This is a genomic window from Streptomyces sp. NPDC003023 (genome assembly GCF_042888225.1).
Lineage (GTDB): Bacteria > Actinomycetota > Actinomycetes > Streptomycetales > Streptomycetaceae > Streptomyces.
In genome coordinates, this window is record NZ_JBIAPL010000006.1 from 122,980 (window position 1) to 142,570 (window position 19,591).

Sequence of the window (19,591 nt, forward strand, 5' to 3'; positions counted from 1 at the left end):
ATTGTCGTGTACCGCGCCAAGGGCCGTCGGGCCGGTCAGGCTGCCGACGCGGCCGTGCTCTTACGGGTGGAGACGATCTGGTCGACGAGGCCGTATGCCAGCGCGCCGTCGGCGGTGAGGATCTTGTCGCGCTCGATGTCGTCGCGGATCTTCTCCAGCGGCGTGGTCGAGTGCTTCGCCAGCATCTCCTCCAGCTGCTCACGCATGCGCAGGATTTCGTTGGCCGCGATCTCCAGGTCGGAGAGCTGCTCACGGCCGGTCTGCGAGGACGGCTGGTGGATCAGGACGCGGGCGTGCGGCAGAGCCATCCGCTTGCCCGGCGTACCGGCGGCCAGCAGTACGGCCGCGGCGGAGGCCGCCTGGCCCATGCAGACCGTCTGGATGTCCGGCTTCACGAACTGCATCGTGTCGTAGATCGCGGTCAGCGCGGTGAACGAACCGCCGGGGCTGTTGATGTAGATCGAGATGTCGCGGTCCGGGTCCATCGACTCCAGGCACAGCAGCTGCGCCATGACGTCGTTGGCGGACGCGTCGTCGATCTGGACGCCGAGGAAGATCACGCGCTCCTCGAAGAGCTTCGCGTACGGGTCGTACTCACGCACGCCCTGCGAGGTGCGCTCGACGAAGCGGGGGACGACGTAGCGGTTGTCCACCGCGGGGCCGGTGTAGAGGCCGCTCGCGGACGCGCCGGAGTTGCCTGACAGACCGGGGATGCCGGAGAAGTTGCTCATATGGGTGTTCACCATCCTGGTGGCGTTCGGCGGGCGGGGGCTCGGTGCGGTGCGGCTCAGGCGCCGGTGCCGCCACCGCCCGGGACGCCCGAGGCGGCGGAGATGATCTCGTCGATGAGGCCGTAGTCCTTGGCCTCCTCCGCGGTGAACCAGCGGTCCCGGTCGCCGTCGCGGATGATCGCCTCGACGGTCTGTCCGGAGTGCTGGGCGGTGATCTCCGCCATGCGCTTCTTCGTACGGAGCAGGTACTCGGCCTGGATCTTGATGTCGGAGGCGGTGCCGCCGAGGCCGGCCGAACCCTGGTGCATGAGGATGTCGGTGTTGGGCAGCGCGAACCGCTTGCCGGCAGCACCGCCGGTGAGCAGGAACTGGCCCATGGACGCCGCCATGCCCATGCCGATGGTCACCACGTCGTTCGGGATGTACTGCATGGTGTCGTAGACCGCCATGCCGGCCGTCACCGAACCGCCGGGGCTGTTGATGTAGAGGTAGATGTCCTTGTCCGGGTCGGCGGCAAGGAGCAGCATCTGCGCCGTGATCTTGTTGGCGATGTCGTCGTCGACCTGCTGGCCGAGGAAGATGATGCGCTCGCCGAGCAGCCGGCTGTAGACCTGGTCGCCGAGGCCACCACCGAAGGACGGCTCGCCGGCGGCTGTAGGCATCAGATTCGTCACGTATCCACCTGCTCGTCTCTGACGGCTTCGACCGTCTCAGCGTCTTCGTACCGGGGGCGGGGACTCCCCTGCCCTCGTATTCATGGACCCTAACGCGCAGGTCGGACAGAGCCATCCCGCTTCCCGAACTGTTCGCTCGGAGCGCAAGGTCGAAGGCCGTCCGGCGACGCACCGGCGGAGCCCCTGCACGGGCCTGCGGGAGCCCCGTTGTACGCGTACGGGCCCCGGGCGCGTGGTGGCGTCCGGAGCCCGTAGCAGAGTCAGCGCGAGGCTCAGGCCTCGTTCTTCTCCTCGGCCTCACCGTCGACGACGGCCTCGACCGCCTCGGCGGCGGCCTCGGTCTCGTCCTCGTCGTCCTCGAGGTCGACGACCTCACCGTTGGTGTCGGTGACCTTGGCGGCCTCGACGACCACAGCGAGCGCCTTGCCGCGGGCGACCTCGCCGACGAGCATCGGCACCTGGCCACCCTCGACGACGGCCTGGGCGAACTGGTCGGGGCTCATGCCGGAGGACTGGGCACGCCGCATGAGGTGCTCGGTGAGCTCCTCCTGGTTGACGTTCAGCTTCTCCTTGTTGACGAGCTCGTCAAGGATGAACTGGGTCTTGATGCCCTTGACCGCCTGCTCCTTGGTCTCGGCGTCGAACTCTTCCTCGGTCTTGCCCTGGATCTCCAGGTACTTGGCGAGGTCGAGGCCCATCTGGCCGAGCTGGTGGTGCTCAAGGTTGTGCTTGCGGGTCTTGACCTCGTCCTCGAGAAGCTTCTCGGGGATCGGGACCTCCGCCAGCTTCAGCAGCTCGTCGAGGACGCGCTCCTGGGCCTGGGTGGCCTGGTCGTACTGCTTCATGTTCTCGAGGCGCTTGCGGCTGTCGGCCTTGAGCTCGTCGAGGGTGTCGAACTCGCTCGCCATCTGGGCGAAGTCGTCGTCGAGCTCGGGGAGCTCACGGGCGGCGACGGCGGTGACCTTGACGGTGACCTCGGCGTCCTTGCCCTCGGCGGAGCCGCCCTTCAGCTGCGAGGTGAAGGTCGCCTCGCCGCCGGCCTCCAGGCCGGTGACGGCCTCGTCGATGCCGTCGAGGAGCTCGCCGGAACCGATGGTGTAGGAGACGCCCTCCGCGACACCGTCGGGCAGGACCTCGCCGTCGACCTTGGCCTCGAGGTCGATCGTGAGGACGTCGCCGTCGGCGGCGGCGCGCTCGACCGGGTTGGTCGAGGCGAAGCGCTCACGCAGCTGCTCCACGGACTTCTCGACGTCCTCGTCGGTGACCTCGACGGCGTCGACGGTGACCTCGATGCCGGAGTAGTCCGGGATCTCGATCTCGGGGCGGATGTCGACCTCGGCGGTGAAGGCCAGCGTCTCGCCGTCCTTCAGCTCGGTGATGTCCACCTCGGGCTGGCCCAGCGGGTTCAGCTCGGCCTCGTTGACCGCCTCGGTGTAGAGCTTGGGAAGCGCGTCGTTGACCGCCTCCTCCAGCACCGCACCACGGCCGAACCGCTGGTCGATCACTCGGGCAGGGATCTTGCCCTTGCGGAAGCCCTTGACCGTGACCTGCTGGTTGATCTTCTTGTACGCCGCGTCGAGGCTGTCCTTGAGCTCCTCGAAGGGCACCTCGACAGTGAGCCGAACCCGGGTCGGGTTCAGGGTCTCCACGGCGCTCTTCACGGTTCGGTCTCCTTGGTGGCTGACATCTTGGGGTTCTGCTGGCGCCGGACTCGGCGGTTCAGCGGATCGGGCCCGGCACATCAGACACACGGGCACGCAGCTTGCATAGTAACGGCAAGCAGGAGGCGCCTCACAACGCGATCTTGCTGGTGGTCGGGGTGGCCGGATTCGAACCGACGACCTTCCGCTCCCAAAGCGGACGCGCTACCAAGCTGCGCCACACCCCGTCGGTGCGAACCGTAGGGTACATGCCCGGCGGGCGTGCGCCGCCCTCGTTTGCGGCGTGACCCATGGGGTGTGCACCGTGCGCCCCGGACCCGCTACGATGCTTCTCGTGCCGCGGCCTTCGTGACCTGCGGTGCGAGCATTGCGGGCGTAGCTCAATGGTAGAGCCCTAGTCTTCCAAACTAGCTACGCGGGTTCGATTCCCGTCGCCCGCTCTCAACGGCTCAGGGCCAGGCCGGAGGTTCATCCTCCGACCTGGCCCTGATGCGTTTCGGAGCCGCCCCGTCCCGCCCGCGGGCCGGCCGACGCCGGAACGGGAACGGGAACAGTGGGGCATCTTCCGCGCCTGGAAGGCGAGTTGTGAATCGGGGCAGACCACCCGGGACACGCGTCCCGGAGCGGCGGCGCCATCGCACGCCACGGCGAACTGCAGGCGGCCCGCCTGACGGCACCGCGCCGCGGCCGGCAGCCCGCTGTGACGGGTGCGGGCGCTCCTCCCTCAGAAGCTGATCTGGTTGATCGTCTCGGCTATCGAGTTCATGAACCTGTTGATCGACGGCGCGATGCCCGTCGAGGCGAGGAAGAAGCCGAAGAGGACCGCCACGATGGCGGGCCCGGCCTTTATGGAGCCGCCGCGGATCAGCACCACGAGGACGATCGCCAACAGAAGCACCACTGACAGTGAAATGGCCACAACTGATCACACCCTCGGTCGGTCCGCCTTGCCGGCCAGGGAGCGCGCGGCCCAGCCCGCTCCCGTCTGCACCATCGTGCCACCAACCCACCTGCCCCTGCTGGGTCATGACGAACCGTCGTGGGCAAGATCACGCGACCTCCGAGCGGACGGCCTGGTCACAAGGTCGGCCCGCCTGTCCCCGGCGAGTGAAATGCGGTGGGAAATTCAGGCAGATCGTTTCACAGTCCCCACATCCTGGTCACAAATGGAGATCAAGAGGCCCCGGAGGAGGGGAGAACCTTCCGACGGCGAGGCGAAACATCCGAATCACCCCGGTTCGGATCGGGGCATACCGGCACAGGTTCCCTCCTGTATGAAATCGTGATCTGTGAATGCACAACCTTTTTACGAAATGGAACGGCCGGGCTATGGTCCTCGAATGCCCTTCGCTGCGCATGGATACGTGAGGCCCTCTCTCCCCAAGGCCGAGGAGACGGGGTCCGTCCCTACGACGCAGGCCGTCACCACTTCGGTCCCCACGACCACCGGCCTGAATCCCCCCACGCAGCCGGCCTCCAAGTCCACACCCAGAGACCCGTATTTCGACAACGTCAAATACCTGGCCATCCTGCTGGTGGCCCTGGGCCATGTATGGCCCCATGTGATCGAGTACAGCCGGGCCACCCGCGCCCTCTACATGTTCGTCTACACCTTCCACATGCCGGTGTTCATCCTGATCTCCGGTTACCTCTCGCGCAGTTACACCGGCCGCCCGGATCAGCTGCGACGACTCCTGACCGGAGTGGCCCTGCCCTACGTCGTCTTCGAGGTGGCGTACACGCTCTTCGCGAGATACGGGACCGACTACCCCGAGAAGCCCATCAGCCTTCTTCAGCCCTCCTATCTGATGTGGTTCCTGCTCGCGCTGTTCATCTGGCGGCTGACGACCCCGCTGTGGCGGGTGGTGCGGTGGCCGCTGGCCGTGTCGTTGGTCATCGCGGCGCTCGCGACCGTCACCCCCGGCATCGGCCCCGCCCTCGACCTCGTACGGGTCCTGCAGTTCCTGCCGTTCTTCGTACTGGGCCTGTGCATGAAGCCCGGGCACTTCCGGTTCCTCCGGCGGCGCGGGCCGAGGGCGCTCGCCGTGCTCGTGTTCGCCGGCGCGATCCCCTTCACCTACTGGGTGACCCCCAGCATCCCGATGAACTGGTTCTACCGGTCCAGGAGCGTCCAGGAGATCGGGCTGGCGTGGTGGCCGGGGCTGATCCGGGCCGGCGTGCTGTTCTGCTGCACGCTCGTGCTGATCGCGGCGTTCCTCGCCCTGGTCCCCGCCCGGCGGCACTGGTTCACGGTCCTCGGCGCCGGGACCATCTGCGGGTACGTGCTGCACGGCTTCCTGATCCGCGGAGCCGGATACGCCGGCCTCTTCGATCACCACCCGTCGCTGAGCACGCCGACCGGCAGGGTCGCGGTGACCGTGGCCATCCTCTTGATCATGACGCTTCTGTGCACACCGCCTGTGCGCCGGGTGATGAAATTCGTGACGGAGCCCGAGATGAAATGGGCGTTCCGCCGGGATGGGGCGGAGCCGAGACCCCGCGCCTGACGCCCCGCGGCATCCTCGGACCACCGGTCATCAGGTCCCCGTTCCCGCCACCGGCGAGGGCGGGGACCTCGTTCTTCCCCTTGCGGCAGCGCTGCGCCGCGGTTTTCAGCGCAACCGCCAGGACCGGTCGGGTGAAATACGAGCAGGGATTCGACCTGCCCCGTTTCAGCGTCCCCACACTTTGGTCACGAGAAATTCGAGGATGCGTGGTGAGGTAATTCACGCGAGGCTTCCGCTTCGGGAGACAAGCCCTGCTCAGGGCCGTCCACCGGGTGCGGGCGGGCCTATAGGTGACGGTTTCCCATTCGAATGACACGGCCGCGCGGCATGTTTTACGAAATCGAATGGGCCCGGCTAGGGTGCCTCGAATGTTCCACGCAGCGCATGGATACGAGAGGACCGCGGCCCCCGAGGTCAAGGAACCCGGGTCCACCCGGACGGCAGGGGCGGCGACCGCCGCCACCGCTGCCTCGAGTGGCCTGCGGTCCGCCCCGCAGACGGCTCGCAGAACCACCGCCCGGGACGCCTACTTCGACAACGCGAAGTACCTGGCCATCGTCCTGGTGGCCGTGGCGCACGCCTGGGAGCCGGTGATGGAGGGCAGCAGGGCCACGCGTGCCCTGTACATGGTGATCTACACCTTCCACATGCCGGCCTTCATCGTCATCTCCGGCTACTTCTCCCGGAGTTATCAGGGAAAGCCGCACCAGCTCAGACGACTGCTGACGGGCATCGCCCTGCCCTACGTCGTGTTCGAGGTGGCCTACTCGCTCTTCGCGCGGTACGGGAACGACGATCCCGAACAGCCCGTCAGCCTGCTCGACCCGTACTACCTGACGTGGTTCCTGGCCGCCCTGTTCATCTGGCGGCTGACCACGCCCCTGTGGCGGATCATCCGGTGGCCCATTTCGACCGCGCTGGTCATCGGCGCGCTCGCCACGGTCACTCCGGACATCGGGGCGGACCTCAACCTCGCGCGTGTGCTGCAGTTCCTGCCGTTCTTCGTCATCGGGCTCTCCATGAAGCCCGAGCACTTCCAGATGCTGCGCCGGCGCGAGGTGCGGCTGCTGACCGTGCCGGTCCTCGCCATGGCGCTCGTCACCGCGTACTGGGTGGCGCCCCGGATGGACCTCGGCTGGTTCTACCGGTCCAGCAGCGTGCAGGAGTTGGGCCGGCCGTGGTGGTCGGGACTGTTGGTGATCATCGCGTTCTTCGGGTGCGCGCTGCTGCTGAGCGCGGCGTTCCTCGCTCTCGTCCCCGGTCGCCGCGCATGGTTCACGGTGCTGGGCACCGGCACCATCTGCGGCTATCTGCTCCACGGTTTCGTCATCAAGGCCGCCGACTTCTGGGGTCTGTTCGACAGCAACCAGTGGCTCGGTTCCCCGGCCGGTCTGGTCGTGGTGACCGTGTGCGCGACGGGCATGGTGACGCTGCTGTGCTCACCCCCTGTGCGCCGCGGCCTGAAACCCGTCACCGAGCCCGACATGAAGTGGGCGTTCCGCCAGGACTCCGCCGAGCCCGGCACGTCCCGGTGACCGGTGGGGGCATGGCCTAGTCAGCGGTCAGGCCCAGCAGTCGGCGGGTTCTGGCGTACTTCTCGGACAGCCGGTTCCGGGTCGCCTCGTCGAGTACGGCGAGGCGCGCCGGGTCGGCGTTGTGGGCCAGGTCGGCCTGTTTGACCAGCAGCGCGCCGGGTGTGGCCAGGATGCGCCGCGTATATGTCTCCAGGTCCTCGCCCTCACCCTTGGTGAGCGCGAGGACCATGTCTTTCACGGACCGCGGCAGCGCGGCCCCCTCCAGCCATTCACGGCTCAGCACGTCGTCCTCGACCGTGTCGTGGAGCCAGCCCGCGGCGATCTGGTCGTCGCTGCCGCCCCGTGCGCGTACGCCCTCCGCGACGGCCGCGATGTGCTGCGCGTAGGGGCGGCCCGCCTTGTCCTGCTGCGCGGCGTGGGCCTCGCGGGCGATCGCCTCGACCTCGGCCAGGGTCAGCATCTGCTGCGACATGGCACGACTTTACGCGTACCGGGCTCCGGCAGGGACCGGCCACCTGGAGTGGGCAAGTAATCGTTTGGTAAACTAATTACTGACGCTTTCTTGACACTCTCTTGACCATTGCGCGCCGTGGCCTCGTTCCGGCGTGTGCCCGATGCGAAGGGATTGAGCCCATCGGCCACGCAGACACCCTCATCGCCATGGGCGGCGCCTTCCTCGCCGCCGCCGTCCTCGCCCGCTTCGGCCGCCGGATCGGACTGCCGACCATCCCCCTGTTCATCCTGGCCGGAATACTCCTCGGCCCCCACACCCCCGGAGTCGTCCTCCTCTCCGACCCGCACGACCTCGAGATGCTCTCCGCCCTCGGCCTGGTCCTGCTGCTCTTCTACCTGGGTCTGGAGTTCCACCTCGACGACCTCAAAGCGGGCGGCCGCAGGATGGCGCTGGCCGGAGGGGCGTATCTCGCGCTGAACGTGGGTGCCGGGCTCGCCTTCGGCTTCGCACTCGGCTGGGGCACCTCGGAGGCGCTGGTGCTCGCCGGTGTCATCGGCATCTCGTCCTCGGCCATCGTGACCAAAGTCCTCGTCGATCTCGGCCGGCTGGGCAACAGCGAGACGAAGCCGATCCTCGGGATCATCGTCGTCGACGACATCTTCCTCGCCCTCTACCTGGCAGCGCTCCAGCCCGTCCTGTCCGGCGCCCAGAACCTGACCGCGGCGGTCATGGACGGAGGGAAGGCCTTCGGCTTCCTGCTGCTGCTCGCTCTCGTCGCGCGTTTCGGCACCCGCGTCGTGAGCCGCCTGATCGACACCCGTGACGACGAACTGCTCGTCATCTCCTTCCTCGGCGCGGCCGTCTTCGTGGCCGGGGTCTCCGACTGGTTCGGAGTCGCGGACGCCATAGGCGCGTTCATGGTCGGCCTGATGCTCGGCAGCACCACGTCGGGCGACCGCATCCGCAAGCTGGTCCATCCGCTGCGGGACGCCTTCGGCGCGATCTTCTTCTTCTCGTTCGGTCTCTCCATCGACCCCGGCGACCTGCCGGTGGTCCTGTGGCCGGTCCTCGCGGCCGTCGCCGTGACCATCCTGATGAACGTGGCATCGGGGCTGGTCACCGCACGGCTCCACCGCTTCGACACCCTGCAGGCCGCGAACATCTCCACCACGCTGCTCGCGCGCGGCGAGTTCGCGCTCATCCTCGCGACGATGGCGGCCGGCGCGGGACTGGACGACCGGCTCTCGCCGTTCATCGCCGGGTACGTGCTGATCCTCGCCGTCCTCGCCCCGCTCGCCGTGGGGCGGTCGCACTGGCTGGCCCGAGTGCTGCCGGGACGGCGCGGTGGCGGTGGCGCCGGGGGTGCGGGAGGACTCGCCGCCGTCACACCTGACGGCACAGCAGCAGCAGTGCCCGGTCGTCGTTGACGTCCTTGGCGACCGCCTCGATCAGATGCCAGGCAGCGCCCTCGAAGCCCGAGGCGACATAGCGGTCGGCCTCACCGGTGAGACGGTCGATGCCCTCGCTGATGTCCCGACCCGACGCCTCCACCAGACCGTCGGTGAACAGCATCAGTACGTCACCAGGGCGCAGGGAGCCCTTGACCGGGTCGAACTGCGCCCCGTCGTAGACACCGAGGAGCGGCCCCTCGCCGGCCTTCTCCTCCCAGCGTCCGCTTCCCGCGTGGAGCTGGAGCGCGGGCAGATGGCCCGCGGAGAGCAACTCGTAGTCCCCCGAGTCCAGGTCGAGCACGAGGTGGATGGACGTGGCGAAGCCCTCGTCCCAGTCCTGCCGCAGCAGATAGCCGTTGGCCGCGGGCAGGAAGCCGTGCGGTGGCAGCGAGCCCAGCAGCCCGCCGAACGCCCCGGACAGCAGCAGCGCGCGCGAGGCCGCGTCCATTCCCTTGCCGGACACGTCCGTGAGGACGACCTCCAGGGTGCGGCCGCCGCTCGTGCGGGCGGCGACCACGAAGTCACCGGAGAACGACTGGCCGCCCGCCGGACGGAGCGCCATCTCCTGGTGCCAGCCCTTGGGCAGCCGGGGCAGGGCGCTCTGCACCCGGATGCGCTCGCGAAGGTCAAAGAGCATGGTGCCGCCGCGCCGCCACGGCACGCCGACCCGTGCCCTGAACTGTGCGATGAGCAGCCCGAAGAGGCCGCACGCCGCGACGACGAGGACGACGCCGGGAGTGACCGTGGCCGGGTCGTCCGTGTAGGGCCCGAGCGCTATGGACTCGACGATGAGGGCCGCGGCGGCGGCCGCGTAGAGGCCGAGCAGGCTCGCCGGCCGCAGCAGCAGCCCGCCGGCCACGATCGGCAGGACCAGCGCCACCGGCGAACTCCACACCGGTGAGACGACCGTGGCCCAGGTGATCGCCGGAACGGCCAGCAGGAGCCCCGCCAGCGCGAGCCAGTCGGAGCCGTCACCGCGGAAGTAGTCGACGGCGGACCGGCGCAGCGCTGTGCGGGCCCGGTGCGCGGCTCTGCGCATCCGGGCCGTGAACGAGTCTGCTGCAGCGCCTCGGGCCATTGCCGTGGACCCTATCCACCCGCCGCCCCGGCGTGCAGGGGGACCCCGCGACATTGTGTTCGAAATCGGGTCGCGGCGGGCCGCGTAAGGCAGCTAGGTGTGGCATATGCCAACAGAACCGCGGGGGTACGGCACGGGGGTTTCCGTCTTCTCCGTCCGCGGCGGGCGGCACGTTCGCGGCGGGCGGCACGTTCGCGTCCGGGACCCGGAGCGTGAGTCGCGACGCCCGCCGAGGACGTACGGCTGGGACTCCCGCGCCTCAGCGAAGGCGCAGAGGCGCGCGAGGAGGTGCGCCGACGCACGACCGGCGCGCGCCGGAAGGGCTCGCGCGCCGGGCGGTCCGGGAGCGGGTGCCGTTTCCCGACCCGCCGGGCGGGCAGAAGGCGATGCCTGTCCCGACGTGGAGCGTCCCGGCGGATCAGACGGCCGGACGGGCCGAAGGCACCGCCGCGCGCGGCGATCTCGGCCCGCCGCCGGCACATGCCGCGGCCGCCCGGCCCCCGGGCGGCGTCAGGCGGAGGACTGGCAGGAAGGACACCAGAAGAGGTTGCGCGCGGCGAGGCCCGCGGTGCGGACCGGTCCGGCACAGATGTGGCAGGGCAGATTCGCCCGACGGTAGACGTACACCTCGCCGCCGTGGTCGTCGACCCGCGGCGGGCGCCCCATCGCCTCCGGCGTGTGTTCCTCGCGGACGGTGTCGATGCGGTTGTTGCGTACGCCCTCGCGCATCAGGGCGACCAGGTCGTCCCAGATCGCGTCCCACTGCCGGCGCGTGAGGTCCCTGCCCGTCCGGTAGGGGTCGATGCCGTGGCGGAAGAGCACCTCGGCCCGGTAGACGTTGCCGACGCCCGCGATGATCTTCTGGTCCATCAGCAGTGCGGCGATCGTCGTACGGGAGCGGGAGATCCTGGCCCAGGCCCGGTCCGGGCCGTCGGACGGCCTGAGCGGGTCGGGGCCGAGCCGCTCGTGCACCGCCCGCTTCTCGTCGTCGGTGATCAGGGCGCAGGTGGTCGGGCCGCGCAGGTCGGCGTAGTGCTCGTCGTTCACGACACGGAGGCGGACCGTGTCGGTCGGCGGCGGGGCCGGAGCGGTGCCGAAGCCGAGCTTGCCGAACAGGCCGAGGTGGATGTGGATCCAGCCGGTGTCCTCGAAACCGAGGAACAGGTGCTTGCCGTGCGCGTCGGCGCCGTCCAGCACCCGGCCGTCGAGGAGTGCCGCGCTGCCGGAGAACTTGCCCTGGGGGCTGCTGACCCGGACGCTCCACCCGGCGAAGCGGTCGCGGTAGTCCTCCGCGAGGCGGTGGATCGTGTGCCCCTCGGGCATGGGGTCGTCTCCTCCTGGACGGCATGGCTGTGCCGCCGGGCGGACCCGGCGGCACATGGGAGTGGGCGCTCAGCCCTGCTGCGGGTGGTGGGCCGGGATCGGAGGGAGCTCGCCGGTGGTCTCGTACGCGGTGAGCATGTCGATGCGCCGGGTGTGACGCTCCTCACCCGAGTACGGGGTGCCGAGGAAGATCTCGACGAACTTGGTCGACTCCTCCAGGGTGTGCATCCGGCCGCCGATCGCCACGACGTTGGCGTCGTTGTGCTCACGGCCGAGCGCCGCGGTCTGCTCGCTCCACGCGAGCGCGGCGCGGACGCCCTTGACCTTGTTGGCGGCGATCTGCTCGCCGTTGCCGGAGCCGCCGATCACGATGCCGAGGCTGCCCTCGTCCGCGGCCGTCCGCTCTGCGGCACGCAGGCAGAAGGGCGGGTAGTCGTCCTGGGCGTCGTAGATGTGGGGACCGCAGTCCACGGGCTCGTGGCCTTGGGCCTTGAGCCACTCGACGAGGTGGTTCTTGAGTTCGAAACCGGCATGGTCCGAGCCGAGGTACACGCGCATGGTTCGAGTGTGGCACGAGGGGAAGGCGCGACTCGGCGCGGGGCCGGGCTCGGGGCGCGCCGGAGTGACGAGCGCTACGAAACGGAGTTCGCAACCCGAGCGGCACCGAGACATAAGGATCCGTCCATGACGCCCCGGACGACCCTCACAAAGGAAAGCGTCCAGCCCGGCACTCCGGGTCAGCCGCCCTCCCCTGACGGTCTCAAGGCAGGTCTCAAGAACCGCCACCTTTCCATGATCGCCATCGGTGGTGTGATCGGCGCAGGCCTGTTCGTCGGATCGAGCTCGGGCATCGCCGCCGCCGGACCCGCGATTCTCCTGTCGTACGCGCTCGTGGGGCACGGGAAACCTGACGGCACATGTCAGGTGACCAGGGAGGCTCGCCGTGACGTCCGAACAGGAACGAACGGAGAGCCTCCCCGGTGTGTTCCACCGCCACCCATGTCCTGCCCCCGGTGACGAGGACCACGAAGCCGAACTGGCGGGCTTCCAGACCGGTTTCGTCCGGCGCCCCGAACTCGTCGTCGCCGCGCGCATCGCGCAGGACGCGACCGTCCGGGCGCAGGCGTGCACGGTCCGGATACGCGGAAGAGGCTCGCCGGTCTCAAGTCGCGGTACGACCCGGCGGGCCTCTTCTCCGGCTGCGGCCGGGCGTCAGCCGCGGCGGCCGATGAGCTTCCAGGCGGTGGGCAGGGAGCCCATCGCCAGGGCAGCCTTCAGCGCGTCGCCGATCAGGAACGGCACCAGTCCGGCGGCGACGGCCTCACTGAAGGACATGCCGGTGGCCAGCGCCAGGTAGGGGACGCCGACCGCGTAGATGATCGCCGAACCGGCAGCCATCGTGCCCGCCATGCGCAGCACCGAACGGTCGGCGCCGCGGCGCGCGAGGCCACCGACGACGGTCGCGGCGAGCAGCATGCCGAGGATGTATCCGAAGGACGGCATCCCGTAGCCGGAGGTGGCCTGGGCGAACCACGGCACCCCGGCCATGCCGGCCACCGCGTACAGGGCGAGGGAGAGGAAGCCCCGGCGGGCGCCGAGCGCCGTGCCCACGAGAAGGGCGGCGAAGGTCTGGCCGGAGACGGGGACCGGTGAGCCGGGGACCGGGACGGCGATCTGTGCCGCGAGGCCGGTGAGAGCGGCGCCGCCGACGACCAGGGTGATGTCCCGGACGCGGGACTGGGGCAGCAGGTCGGCGAGGACGAGCCCCGATCGGACGGGGGCGGCAGCAGTGCTCATCGGGACTCCGCAAGAGTGAGGGCAGTTCGGGACAGGGTGACCGTAGCCCACGGAGAATCACTCGATCACCAGCAGTCGCCCACAAAGCGGCGCGTTACGGCTTGATGGACTTCCGACAAAGAGCGGCGGACATGCCGAGCCCGACGTGATGCTCGTCACTGAGGTACGGGGCGTGGAGCGCGGTTTTGCGCGAACGACGCGTACTCGGGAAGACTGTAGGGATTCCATAATCGGAGCGGAACGGCGACCGCACCCCGAACCGAGCCGACGGCGGTCCTTTCGCGACGGCTCCGAGCGAGGGGCGGCCGCGGCGCCTCAGGGTCGCCCCTTGGGACCGGGCGCGGCGCGACAGCACCCGAGATGTGGATGCCTCGTGAACGACTGTTGACCTTCCGTGAACATCGTGACCGTATAGCGGACATCTATTCCCTGTAAGCGGGGCTCGTGCCCAGACTGGTCCGCTCCCCCGTCTCAGCTATGAACAGGGCACGCCCATGTCTCGGACCACCGCGCCCACGCCCGTCGACCAGCAGGCCGACGCACCGCTCACGCACGGCCTCAAACAACGCCATCTGTCGATGATCGCCCTCGGCGGCGTCATCGGCGCCGGGCTCTTCGTCGGCTCCGGAGCCGGTATCGCCGCGGCCGGCCCGTCCATCGTCGTCGCGTACACCCTCTCGGGTCTGCTCGTCATGCTGGTGATGCGCATGCTGGGCGAGATGTCGGCGGCGAACCCGGCCTCCGGCTCCTTCTCCGTGCACGCCGAGCGGGCCATCGGGCCATGGGCGGGATTCACGGCCGGCTGGGCGTTCTGGTTCCTGCTCTGCGTGGCCGTCGGCCTGGAGGCCATCGGCGCCGCCGGAATCATGACGGGCTGGTTCCCGGACACCCCCGAGTGGGCGTGGGTGGCGCTGTTCATGGTGGTGTTCTGCGGCACCAACCTGGCGGCGGTGAAGAACTTCGGCGAGTTCGAGTTCTGGTTCGCCGCCCTCAAAGTCGGCGCGATCGTGCTGTTCCTGGGCATCGGCGTCCTGGCGATCGTCGGCGTACTGCCCGACACGGAAGCCCCCGGCATCACCAACCTCACGGGCGGCGGCGGCTTCATGCCCAACGGCACCGAGGGCCTGATCGTCGGTCTGCTCGCCTCCGTCTTCGCGTACGGCGGTCTGGAGACGGTCACCATCGCCGCCGCCGAGTCCGAGCACCCCGTGCAGGGCGTCGCCAAGGCCGTGCGCACCGCGATGTGGCGTATCGCCGTCTTCTACATCGGCTCGATGGCGGTCATCGTCACCCTGGTGCCGTGGCACGACAAGGCGGTCGTCGACAAGGGCCCCTACGTCGCGACCCTGGACCACCTGGGCATCCCCGCCGCCGGACAGATCATGAACGTCGTCGTGCTGGTCGCCCTGCTCTCGGCGATGAACGCCAACATCTACGGCGCCTCCCGCATGGCCTGCTCGCTGGTCGCCCGGGGACAGGGACCGCAGGCGCTGGGCGAGGTCTCCGGCGGAGTGCCGCGCACCGCCGTCGTCGTCTCCTCGTTCTTCGGCTTCCTCTGCGTGCTGCTGTCCTACTGGCGGCCGGAGGACATCTTCATGTGGCTGCTCAACACGATCGGCGCGATCATCCTGGTCGTCTGGTTCTTCATCGCCGTGTCCCAGCTGCTGCTGCGCCGGCGCACCGAGCGCGAGGCGCCCGAGAAGCTGGTCGTACGGATGTGGCTCTTCCCCAGTCTGACCCTGCTGTCGCTGGCGGGCATGGTCACGGTCTTCGCGCTGATGCTCCGCGAGGAGGAGACCCGGCTGCAGCTGCTCGGCACCGGCATCCTGACGCTGGTGCTCGCGATCATCGGCTACGCGATCCAGAAGTCCCGCGAGCCCGGGGCGGCCGCCGGGGCCGGCAGGACGGACTGAGGGCGGGCCGCTCGCGCAGCGGCGCGACCCGGACGCCGCACGGACGCGGCGCGGACACACGACACACGACACACCCGGACCCCCGGGCCCCAGCGGCCCGGGGGTCCGGCGCGTCTCAGGGCGGGCGCGTCTGAGGGCGGGCGCGTTTCAGGGCGGGCGCGTCTCAAGGCATCGCCCCCGGGGCGGAGTGCTGATCAGCACCGGCCCCTCTTGCTGCTAGCGTGCAGTTGCATATGCTTGGCAATAAGCAGTTGGCAGCCGGAGGGACCACCGGACCATGGCCATCTACACGCTTCCTGAACTTCCGTACGACTACGCGGCGCTCGAGCCGGTCATCAGCCCCGAGATCATCGAGCTCCACCACGACAAGCACCACGCCGCGTACGTGAAGGGCGCCAACGACACCCTCGAGCAGCTCGAGGAGGCGCGCGACAAGGAGGCATGGGGAACGATCAACGGGCTGGAGAAGAACCTCGCGTTCCATCTCTCCGGGCACATCCTGCACAGCATCTACTGGCACAACATGACGGGCGACGGCGGCGGCGAGCCGCTCGAGAAGGACGGTGTCGGCGAACTGGCGGACGCGATCTCCGAATCCTTCGGCTCCTTCGCCAGGTTCCGGGCCCAGCTCACCAAGGCCTCGGCGACCACCCAGGGTTCGGGCTGGGGCGTCCTCGCCTACGAGCCGGTCAGCGGCCGGTTGATCGTGGAGCAGGTCTACGACCACCAGGGCAACGTCGGCCAGGGCACCGTGCCGATCCTGGTCTTCGACGCCTGGGAGCACGCCTTCTACCTGCAGTACAAGAACCAGAAGGTCAACTTCATCGACGCCATGTGGCAGGTCGTGAACTGGCAGGACGTGGCGAAGCGCTACGCCGGGGCGAAGGGCCGCACGCCACTGATCGCCCCCTGACCCGGACACCCCGGGCGCCCCGAAACGCCCTGCTCGTGATCGTCTTCTCAGCCTTCACCGGGCAGGCGGCATGACGAACGGCCCCCGCGAGGACAGGACTCGCGGGGGCCGTTCGCCGTCGGCACGGGGCGGGACGGGGCGGGACGCGTCAGTCGAAGATCGGGCCCTGGGTGCGGGTCCGCTTGATCTCGTAGAAGCCCGGGATCGAGGCGACCATCAACGTGCCGTCCCACAGCTTCGCCGCCTCCTCGCCCTTGGGGGCAGGGGTGACGACCGGGCCGAAGAAGGCGATCTGCTCACCGTCGGCTCCGGGCACCGCGATGACCGGGGTGCCGACCTCCTGACCGACCTTCTCGATGCCCTCCTTGTGGGAGGCACGCAGCTGGGCGTCATAGGTGCCCTTGTCCGCGAAGTCGGCGAGGGAGGTGGGCAGACCGACTTCCTGGAGCGCGGCGACGACCGCCTCACGGACGGGCCCCTGACCCTCGTTGTGGAAGCGGGTGCCGAGCGCGGTGTAGAGCTTGCCGACGACCTCGTCGCCGTGCTCCTGCTGGGCGGCGATGACGACGCGCACCGGGCCCCACGCCTGGTTCTCGAGCATGTCCCGGTACTCGTCAGGCAATTCGTCCAGTTTGTCCTCGTTGAGCACGGCGAGGCTCATCACATGCCAGCGCACCTCGACATCGCGGACCTTCTCGACCTCCAGCATCCAGCGAGAGGTCATCCAGGCCCACGGACACAGCGGGTCGAACCAGAAGTCCACGGGTGTCTTGCCGTTGTGCGACATATCACTCCTCGAGAAGGGCGGCGCCCTGCGCGCCTCATCGGGGCAACGCCGCCGACGACCCCCGCGATTCCCATGGGAGGATCGTTCCTGTTCGAACGAGACACGAAGGAGTGCTTGTGCCCGGTGAGAATCTGTCCCGCGACGAGGCCCGTTCCCGGGCCGGGCTGCTGTCCGTCGACGGGTACGAGGTGGCCCTCGACGTGCGTTCCGCGGTCGGGGAGCCCGAGAACACCTCCGGGCCGCGCACCTTCCGGTCCGTGACCACGATCCGGTTCCGGGCCGAGGAGCCGGGCGCTTCGACCTTCGTGGACCTGCTGGCACCGGCCGTGACGGCCGTCACGCTCAACGGCGAGAGGCTGGACCCGGCCGTCGTCTTCGACGGCTCGCGGATCGCACTGGAGAACCTGGCCGCCGAGAACGTCCTGATCGTCGACGCGCAGTGCGCGTACAGCCGCACCGGCGAGGGTCTGCACCGGTTCGTCGACCCCGAGGACGGCGAGGTCTACCTCTACACCCAGTACGAGCCCGCCGACGCCCGCCGTGTCTTCGCCGGCTTCGAGCAGCCCGACCTCAAGGCGCCGTTCCGGTTCGAGGTGACGGCCCCCGAGGGCTGGACCGTGTGGAGCAACCGGGAGGGTGCCCGCGCCGAGGACGGGACATGGCGCTTCGCGGAGACCGCGCCGATCTCCACGTACATCACCGCGATCGTCGCCGGGCCGTACCACTACGTGACCGACGTGTACGAGCGCGAGATGCCCGGGGGTACCTCCCAGGCCGAAGGCTCTGGGGGAGGAGAGGTGCTGCGGATCCCCCTGGGCGCGATGTGCCGCAAGGGGCTCGCCCGGCACTTCGACGCCGACGAGATCTTCCTCGTCACCAAGCAGGGCCTGGACTTCTTCCACGATCACTTCGACTACCCGTACCCGTTCGGGAAGTACGACCAGGCGTTCGTGCCCGAGTACAACATCGGCGCCATGGAGAACCCCGGCTGCGTGACGTTCCGCGAGGAGTACGTCTTCCGCGGCAAGGTGACGCAGGCGGCCTACGAGCGCCGCGCCAACATCATCCTGCACGAGATGGCGCACATGTGGTTCGGCGACCTGGTCACCATGCAGTGGTGGGACGACCTGTGGCTCAAGGAGTCCTTCGCCGACTTCATGGGCTCGTTCTCGATGGTGGAGGCGACCCGTTTCACCAACGGATGGGTCACCTTCGCCAACAACCGCAAGGCATGGGCGTACCGCGCCGACCAGCTGCCGTCGACCCACCCGATCACGGCGGACATCCGTGACCTCGAGGACGCCAAGCTCAACTTCGACGGGATCACGTACGCCAAGGGCGCGTCCGTGCTCAAGCAGCTGGTCGCGTACGTGGGGCGGGACGCGTTCCTCGAAGGCGCGCGGCGCTACTTCAAGCGGCACGCGTACGGCAACACCCGGCTCGGCGACCTGCTGTCCGTGCTGGAGGAGACGTCCGGGCGCGACATGAAGGAGTGGTCGCGGTCCTGGCTGGAGACCTCCGGCGTCAACTCGCTGACACCCGAGGTCGCCTGCGGCGAGGACGGGCGCGTCCTGGAGCTCGCGATCGCCCAGGACGGCGAGACGCTGCGTCCCCACCGGGTGCACGTCGGCCTGTACCGAGTCGAGGGCACCGAGCTGGTGCGCTACGCACAGGCCGGGGCGGACATCACCGGAGCGCGCACGGTCGTTCCGGAACTGGCCGGCGAGGAACGGCCCGGGCTGGTCCTGGTCAACGACGAGGACCTGACCTACTGCAAGGTCCGCTTCGACGAGACGTCGCTGGAGACGCTGCGGGCCTCCCTCGGCGACATCACCGACCCGCTGGCGCGGGCGCTGTGCTGGTCCGCGCTGTGGAACCTGACGCGCGACGCGCTGATGCCCGCCCGGGACTTCGTGGCCCTGGTGCTGCGGTTCGCCGGGCGTGAGACCGACATCGGTGTGCTGCAGATGCTGCACGCGTGGACGCGGTCGGCCCTGGTCCACTACGTGGCGCCGGCCTGGCGCGAGGAAGGCGGCCGGCTGGCCGCCGAGGGCGCGCTGCGGGAACTGCGCGCCGCGGAGCCGGGCAGCCAGCACCAGCTGACGTGGGCACGGTTCTTCGCGTCGGCGGCCGAGTCCGAGGCGGACCTGCGGCTGCTGGGCGGCCTGCTGGAAGGCACCGAGAAGATCGACGGACTGGACGTCGACCAGGAGCTGCGCTGGTCGTTCCTGGAACCGCTCGCCGCGCACGGCGTCGCCGACGAGACCGCGATCGCGGCGGAACTGGCGCGCGACGACACGGCGTCGGGCAAGCGGCATGAGGTTCGCTGCCTGGCCGCGCGTCCGTCGGCGGCGGTCAAGGAGCAGGCGTGGGCGGCGGTCGTCGAGTCGGACGCGCTGTCCAACGCGCTCGTCGAGGCGACGATCTCCGGCTTCGTCCAGCCGACGCAGCGGACGCTCGTCGCGCCGTACGTCTCGAAGTACTTCGAGGTGATCGAGCGGGTGTGGGCGGAGCGGTCGATCCAGATCGGCATGGACGTGGTGCGCGGGCTGTACCCGTCGCTGCAGGACTTTGAAGCCACGGTCGCCGCGACGGACGAGTGGCTCGCCACGCACGGCGCGGCGGCGCCGGCGCTGCGGCGGCTGGTGGCCGAGTCGCGGGACGACCTGGCGCGGGCGCTGCGGGCGCAGGAGCGGGACGGGGCCTGAGTCTCCGACCGGGGGCGGGGCTCGGCCCCGCCCCCGGAATGGGCCGCGTGTCGGTACCG

16 protein-coding genes, 2 tRNA genes and 1 pseudogene are annotated in these 19,591 nt (G+C 69.3%); 8 read left to right on the forward strand and 11 right to left on the reverse strand.

What is annotated here, in order from left to right:
- Positions 1-35: 35 nt before the first annotated feature.
- From ACFYV1_RS20875 to ACFYV1_RS20890, 4 genes are all read right to left on the reverse strand, one after another.
- Positions 36-746, reverse strand: a complete 711-nt coding sequence (locus tag ACFYV1_RS20875; RefSeq protein ID WP_389397008.1) for an ATP-dependent Clp protease proteolytic subunit — start codon at positions 744-746, stop codon at positions 36-38.
- A 41-nt stretch (positions 747-787) separates the two neighbouring features.
- Positions 788-1,393, reverse strand: coding sequence for an ATP-dependent Clp protease proteolytic subunit (locus ACFYV1_RS20880; protein ID WP_389397291.1), 606 nt, complete (start codon positions 1,391-1,393; stop codon positions 788-790).
- Between the two features lie 284 nt (positions 1,394-1,677).
- Positions 1,678-3,066: a trigger factor gene (gene tig, locus ACFYV1_RS20885; RefSeq protein ID WP_389397009.1), complete on the reverse strand. Its 1,389-nt coding sequence runs from the start codon at positions 3,064-3,066 to the stop codon at positions 1,678-1,680.
- Between the two features lie 150 nt (positions 3,067-3,216).
- A tRNA-Pro gene (locus ACFYV1_RS20890) sits at positions 3,217-3,293 on the reverse strand.
- A 142-nt stretch (positions 3,294-3,435) separates the two neighbouring features.
- Between ACFYV1_RS20890 and ACFYV1_RS20895 the strand changes: the two genes are divergently transcribed.
- Positions 3,436-3,506, forward strand: a tRNA-Gly gene (locus ACFYV1_RS20895).
- A 284-nt stretch (positions 3,507-3,790) separates the two neighbouring features.
- Here the strand turns inward: ACFYV1_RS20895 and ACFYV1_RS20900 are convergent.
- Positions 3,791-3,985, reverse strand: a complete 195-nt coding sequence (locus ACFYV1_RS20900) for a hypothetical protein (protein ID WP_383072735.1) — start codon at positions 3,983-3,985, stop codon at positions 3,791-3,793.
- Positions 3,986-4,406: 421 nt separating this feature from the next.
- Between ACFYV1_RS20900 and ACFYV1_RS20905 the strand changes: the two genes are divergently transcribed.
- Positions 4,407-5,573 carry an acyltransferase family protein gene (locus ACFYV1_RS20905; protein ID WP_389397010.1) on the forward strand — a complete coding sequence of 389 codons (1,167 nt, stop codon included), beginning with the start codon at positions 4,407-4,409 and terminating at the stop codon, positions 5,571-5,573.
- A 368-nt stretch (positions 5,574-5,941) separates the two neighbouring features.
- Positions 5,942-7,108 carry an acyltransferase family protein gene (locus tag ACFYV1_RS20910; protein WP_389397011.1) on the forward strand — a complete coding sequence of 389 codons (1,167 nt, stop codon included), beginning with the start codon at positions 5,942-5,944 and terminating at the stop codon, positions 7,106-7,108.
- Between the two features lie 16 nt (positions 7,109-7,124).
- Here ACFYV1_RS20910 and ACFYV1_RS20915 read toward each other — a convergent pair whose 3' ends face one another.
- Positions 7,125-7,580 carry an HD domain-containing protein gene (locus ACFYV1_RS20915; RefSeq protein WP_389397012.1) on the reverse strand — a complete coding sequence of 152 codons (456 nt, stop codon included), beginning with the start codon at positions 7,578-7,580 and terminating at the stop codon, positions 7,125-7,127.
- Between the two features lie 188 nt (positions 7,581-7,768).
- On the opposite strand from ACFYV1_RS20915, the gene ACFYV1_RS20920 reads away from it, so the two are divergent.
- Entirely contained in the window at positions 7,769-8,989 is a 1,221-nt protein-coding gene (locus tag ACFYV1_RS20920) for a cation:proton antiporter (RefSeq protein WP_389397013.1), read from the forward strand.
- Here the strand turns inward: ACFYV1_RS20920 and ACFYV1_RS20925 are convergent.
- The 3 genes from ACFYV1_RS20925 to ACFYV1_RS20935 all read right to left on the reverse strand — a co-directional run bounded on the left by ACFYV1_RS20925 (position 8,946) and on the right by ACFYV1_RS20935 (position 11,972).
- Entirely contained in the window at positions 8,946-10,091 is a 1,146-nt protein-coding gene (locus ACFYV1_RS20925; RefSeq protein ID WP_389397014.1) for a PP2C family protein-serine/threonine phosphatase, read from the reverse strand. The two genes, ACFYV1_RS20920 and ACFYV1_RS20925, sit on opposite strands and share 44 nt — an antisense overlap.
- A 510-nt stretch (positions 10,092-10,601) precedes the next feature.
- Entirely contained in the window at positions 10,602-11,414 is an 813-nt protein-coding gene (locus ACFYV1_RS20930; protein WP_389397015.1) for an Fpg/Nei family DNA glycosylase, read from the reverse strand.
- 69 nt (positions 11,415-11,483) lie between these two features.
- On the reverse strand, positions 11,484-11,972 hold the full coding sequence (locus tag ACFYV1_RS20935; protein ID WP_389397016.1) for a ribose-5-phosphate isomerase: 489 nt from the start codon (positions 11,970-11,972) through the stop codon (positions 11,484-11,486).
- A gap of 126 nt (positions 11,973-12,098) precedes the next feature.
- Here ACFYV1_RS20935 and ACFYV1_RS20940 point away from each other — a divergent pair.
- A pseudogene (locus ACFYV1_RS20940) lies at positions 12,099-12,311 on the forward strand (amino acid transporter); the annotation flags it as partial.
- 315 nt (positions 12,312-12,626) lie between these two features.
- Here ACFYV1_RS20940 and ACFYV1_RS20945 read toward each other — a convergent pair.
- Complete coding sequence (locus ACFYV1_RS20945) at positions 12,627-13,211, reverse strand: biotin transporter BioY (RefSeq protein WP_389397017.1); 585 nt, start codon at positions 13,209-13,211, stop codon at positions 12,627-12,629.
- 494 nt (positions 13,212-13,705) lie between these two features.
- On the opposite strand from ACFYV1_RS20945, the gene ACFYV1_RS20950 reads away from it, so the two are divergent.
- The gene (locus ACFYV1_RS20950) at positions 13,706-15,124 is read left to right on the forward strand and encodes an amino acid permease (RefSeq protein WP_389397018.1); all 1,419 of its coding nucleotides are present in this window, start codon (positions 13,706-13,708) and stop codon (positions 15,122-15,124) included.
- Between the two features lie 277 nt (positions 15,125-15,401).
- Positions 15,402-16,037 (forward strand): superoxide dismutase, encoded by a 636-nt coding sequence (locus tag ACFYV1_RS20955; protein ID WP_389397019.1) that lies wholly within the window; start codon positions 15,402-15,404, stop codon positions 16,035-16,037.
- A gap of 148 nt (positions 16,038-16,185) precedes the next feature.
- On the opposite strand, the gene ACFYV1_RS20960 is transcribed toward ACFYV1_RS20955, so the two are convergent.
- Positions 16,186-16,824, reverse strand: coding sequence for a DsbA family protein (locus ACFYV1_RS20960; RefSeq protein ID WP_389397020.1), 639 nt, complete (start codon positions 16,822-16,824; stop codon positions 16,186-16,188).
- A gap of 116 nt (positions 16,825-16,940) precedes the next feature.
- Here ACFYV1_RS20960 and pepN point away from each other — a divergent pair, with 116 nt between their 5' ends.
- A complete protein-coding gene (gene pepN, locus ACFYV1_RS20965; RefSeq protein WP_389397021.1) occupies positions 16,941-19,532 on the forward strand; it encodes an aminopeptidase N in 2,592 nt (863 codons plus the stop codon).
- Positions 19,533-19,591 lie beyond the last annotated feature (59 nt).

Excerpts from the sequence above, each read along its gene's own strand:
- ACFYV1_RS20875 (WP_389397008.1), bottom strand. The coding sequence starts at position 746 with ATGGTGAACACCCATATGAGCAACTTCTCCGGCATCCCCGGTCTGTCA.
- ACFYV1_RS20880 (WP_389397291.1), bottom strand. The coding sequence starts at position 1,393 with ATGCCTACAGCCGCCGGCGAGCCGTCCTTCGGTGGTGGCCTCGGCGAC.
- ACFYV1_RS20905 (WP_389397010.1), top strand. The coding sequence starts at position 4,407 with ATGCCCTTCGCTGCGCATGGATACGTGAGGCCCTCTCTCCCCAAGGCC.
- ACFYV1_RS20910 (WP_389397011.1), top strand. The coding sequence starts at position 5,942 with ATGTTCCACGCAGCGCATGGATACGAGAGGACCGCGGCCCCCGAGGTC.
- ACFYV1_RS20915 (WP_389397012.1), bottom strand. The coding sequence starts at position 7,580 with ATGTCGCAGCAGATGCTGACCCTGGCCGAGGTCGAGGCGATCGCCCGC.
- ACFYV1_RS20920 (WP_389397013.1), top strand. The coding sequence starts at position 7,769 with ATGGGCGGCGCCTTCCTCGCCGCCGCCGTCCTCGCCCGCTTCGGCCGC.
- ACFYV1_RS20925 (WP_389397014.1), bottom strand. The coding sequence starts at position 10,091 with ATGGCCCGAGGCGCTGCAGCAGACTCGTTCACGGCCCGGATGCGCAGA.
- ACFYV1_RS20930 (WP_389397015.1), bottom strand. The coding sequence starts at position 11,414 with ATGCCCGAGGGGCACACGATCCACCGCCTCGCGGAGGACTACCGCGAC.
- ACFYV1_RS20935 (WP_389397016.1), bottom strand. The coding sequence starts at position 11,972 with ATGCGCGTGTACCTCGGCTCGGACCATGCCGGTTTCGAACTCAAGAAC.
- ACFYV1_RS20945 (WP_389397017.1), bottom strand. The coding sequence starts at position 13,211 with ATGAGCACTGCTGCCGCCCCCGTCCGATCGGGGCTCGTCCTCGCCGAC.
- ACFYV1_RS20950 (WP_389397018.1), top strand. The coding sequence starts at position 13,706 with ATGTCTCGGACCACCGCGCCCACGCCCGTCGACCAGCAGGCCGACGCA.
- ACFYV1_RS20955 (WP_389397019.1), top strand. The coding sequence starts at position 15,402 with ATGGCCATCTACACGCTTCCTGAACTTCCGTACGACTACGCGGCGCTC.
- ACFYV1_RS20960 (WP_389397020.1), bottom strand. The coding sequence starts at position 16,824 with ATGTCGCACAACGGCAAGACACCCGTGGACTTCTGGTTCGACCCGCTG.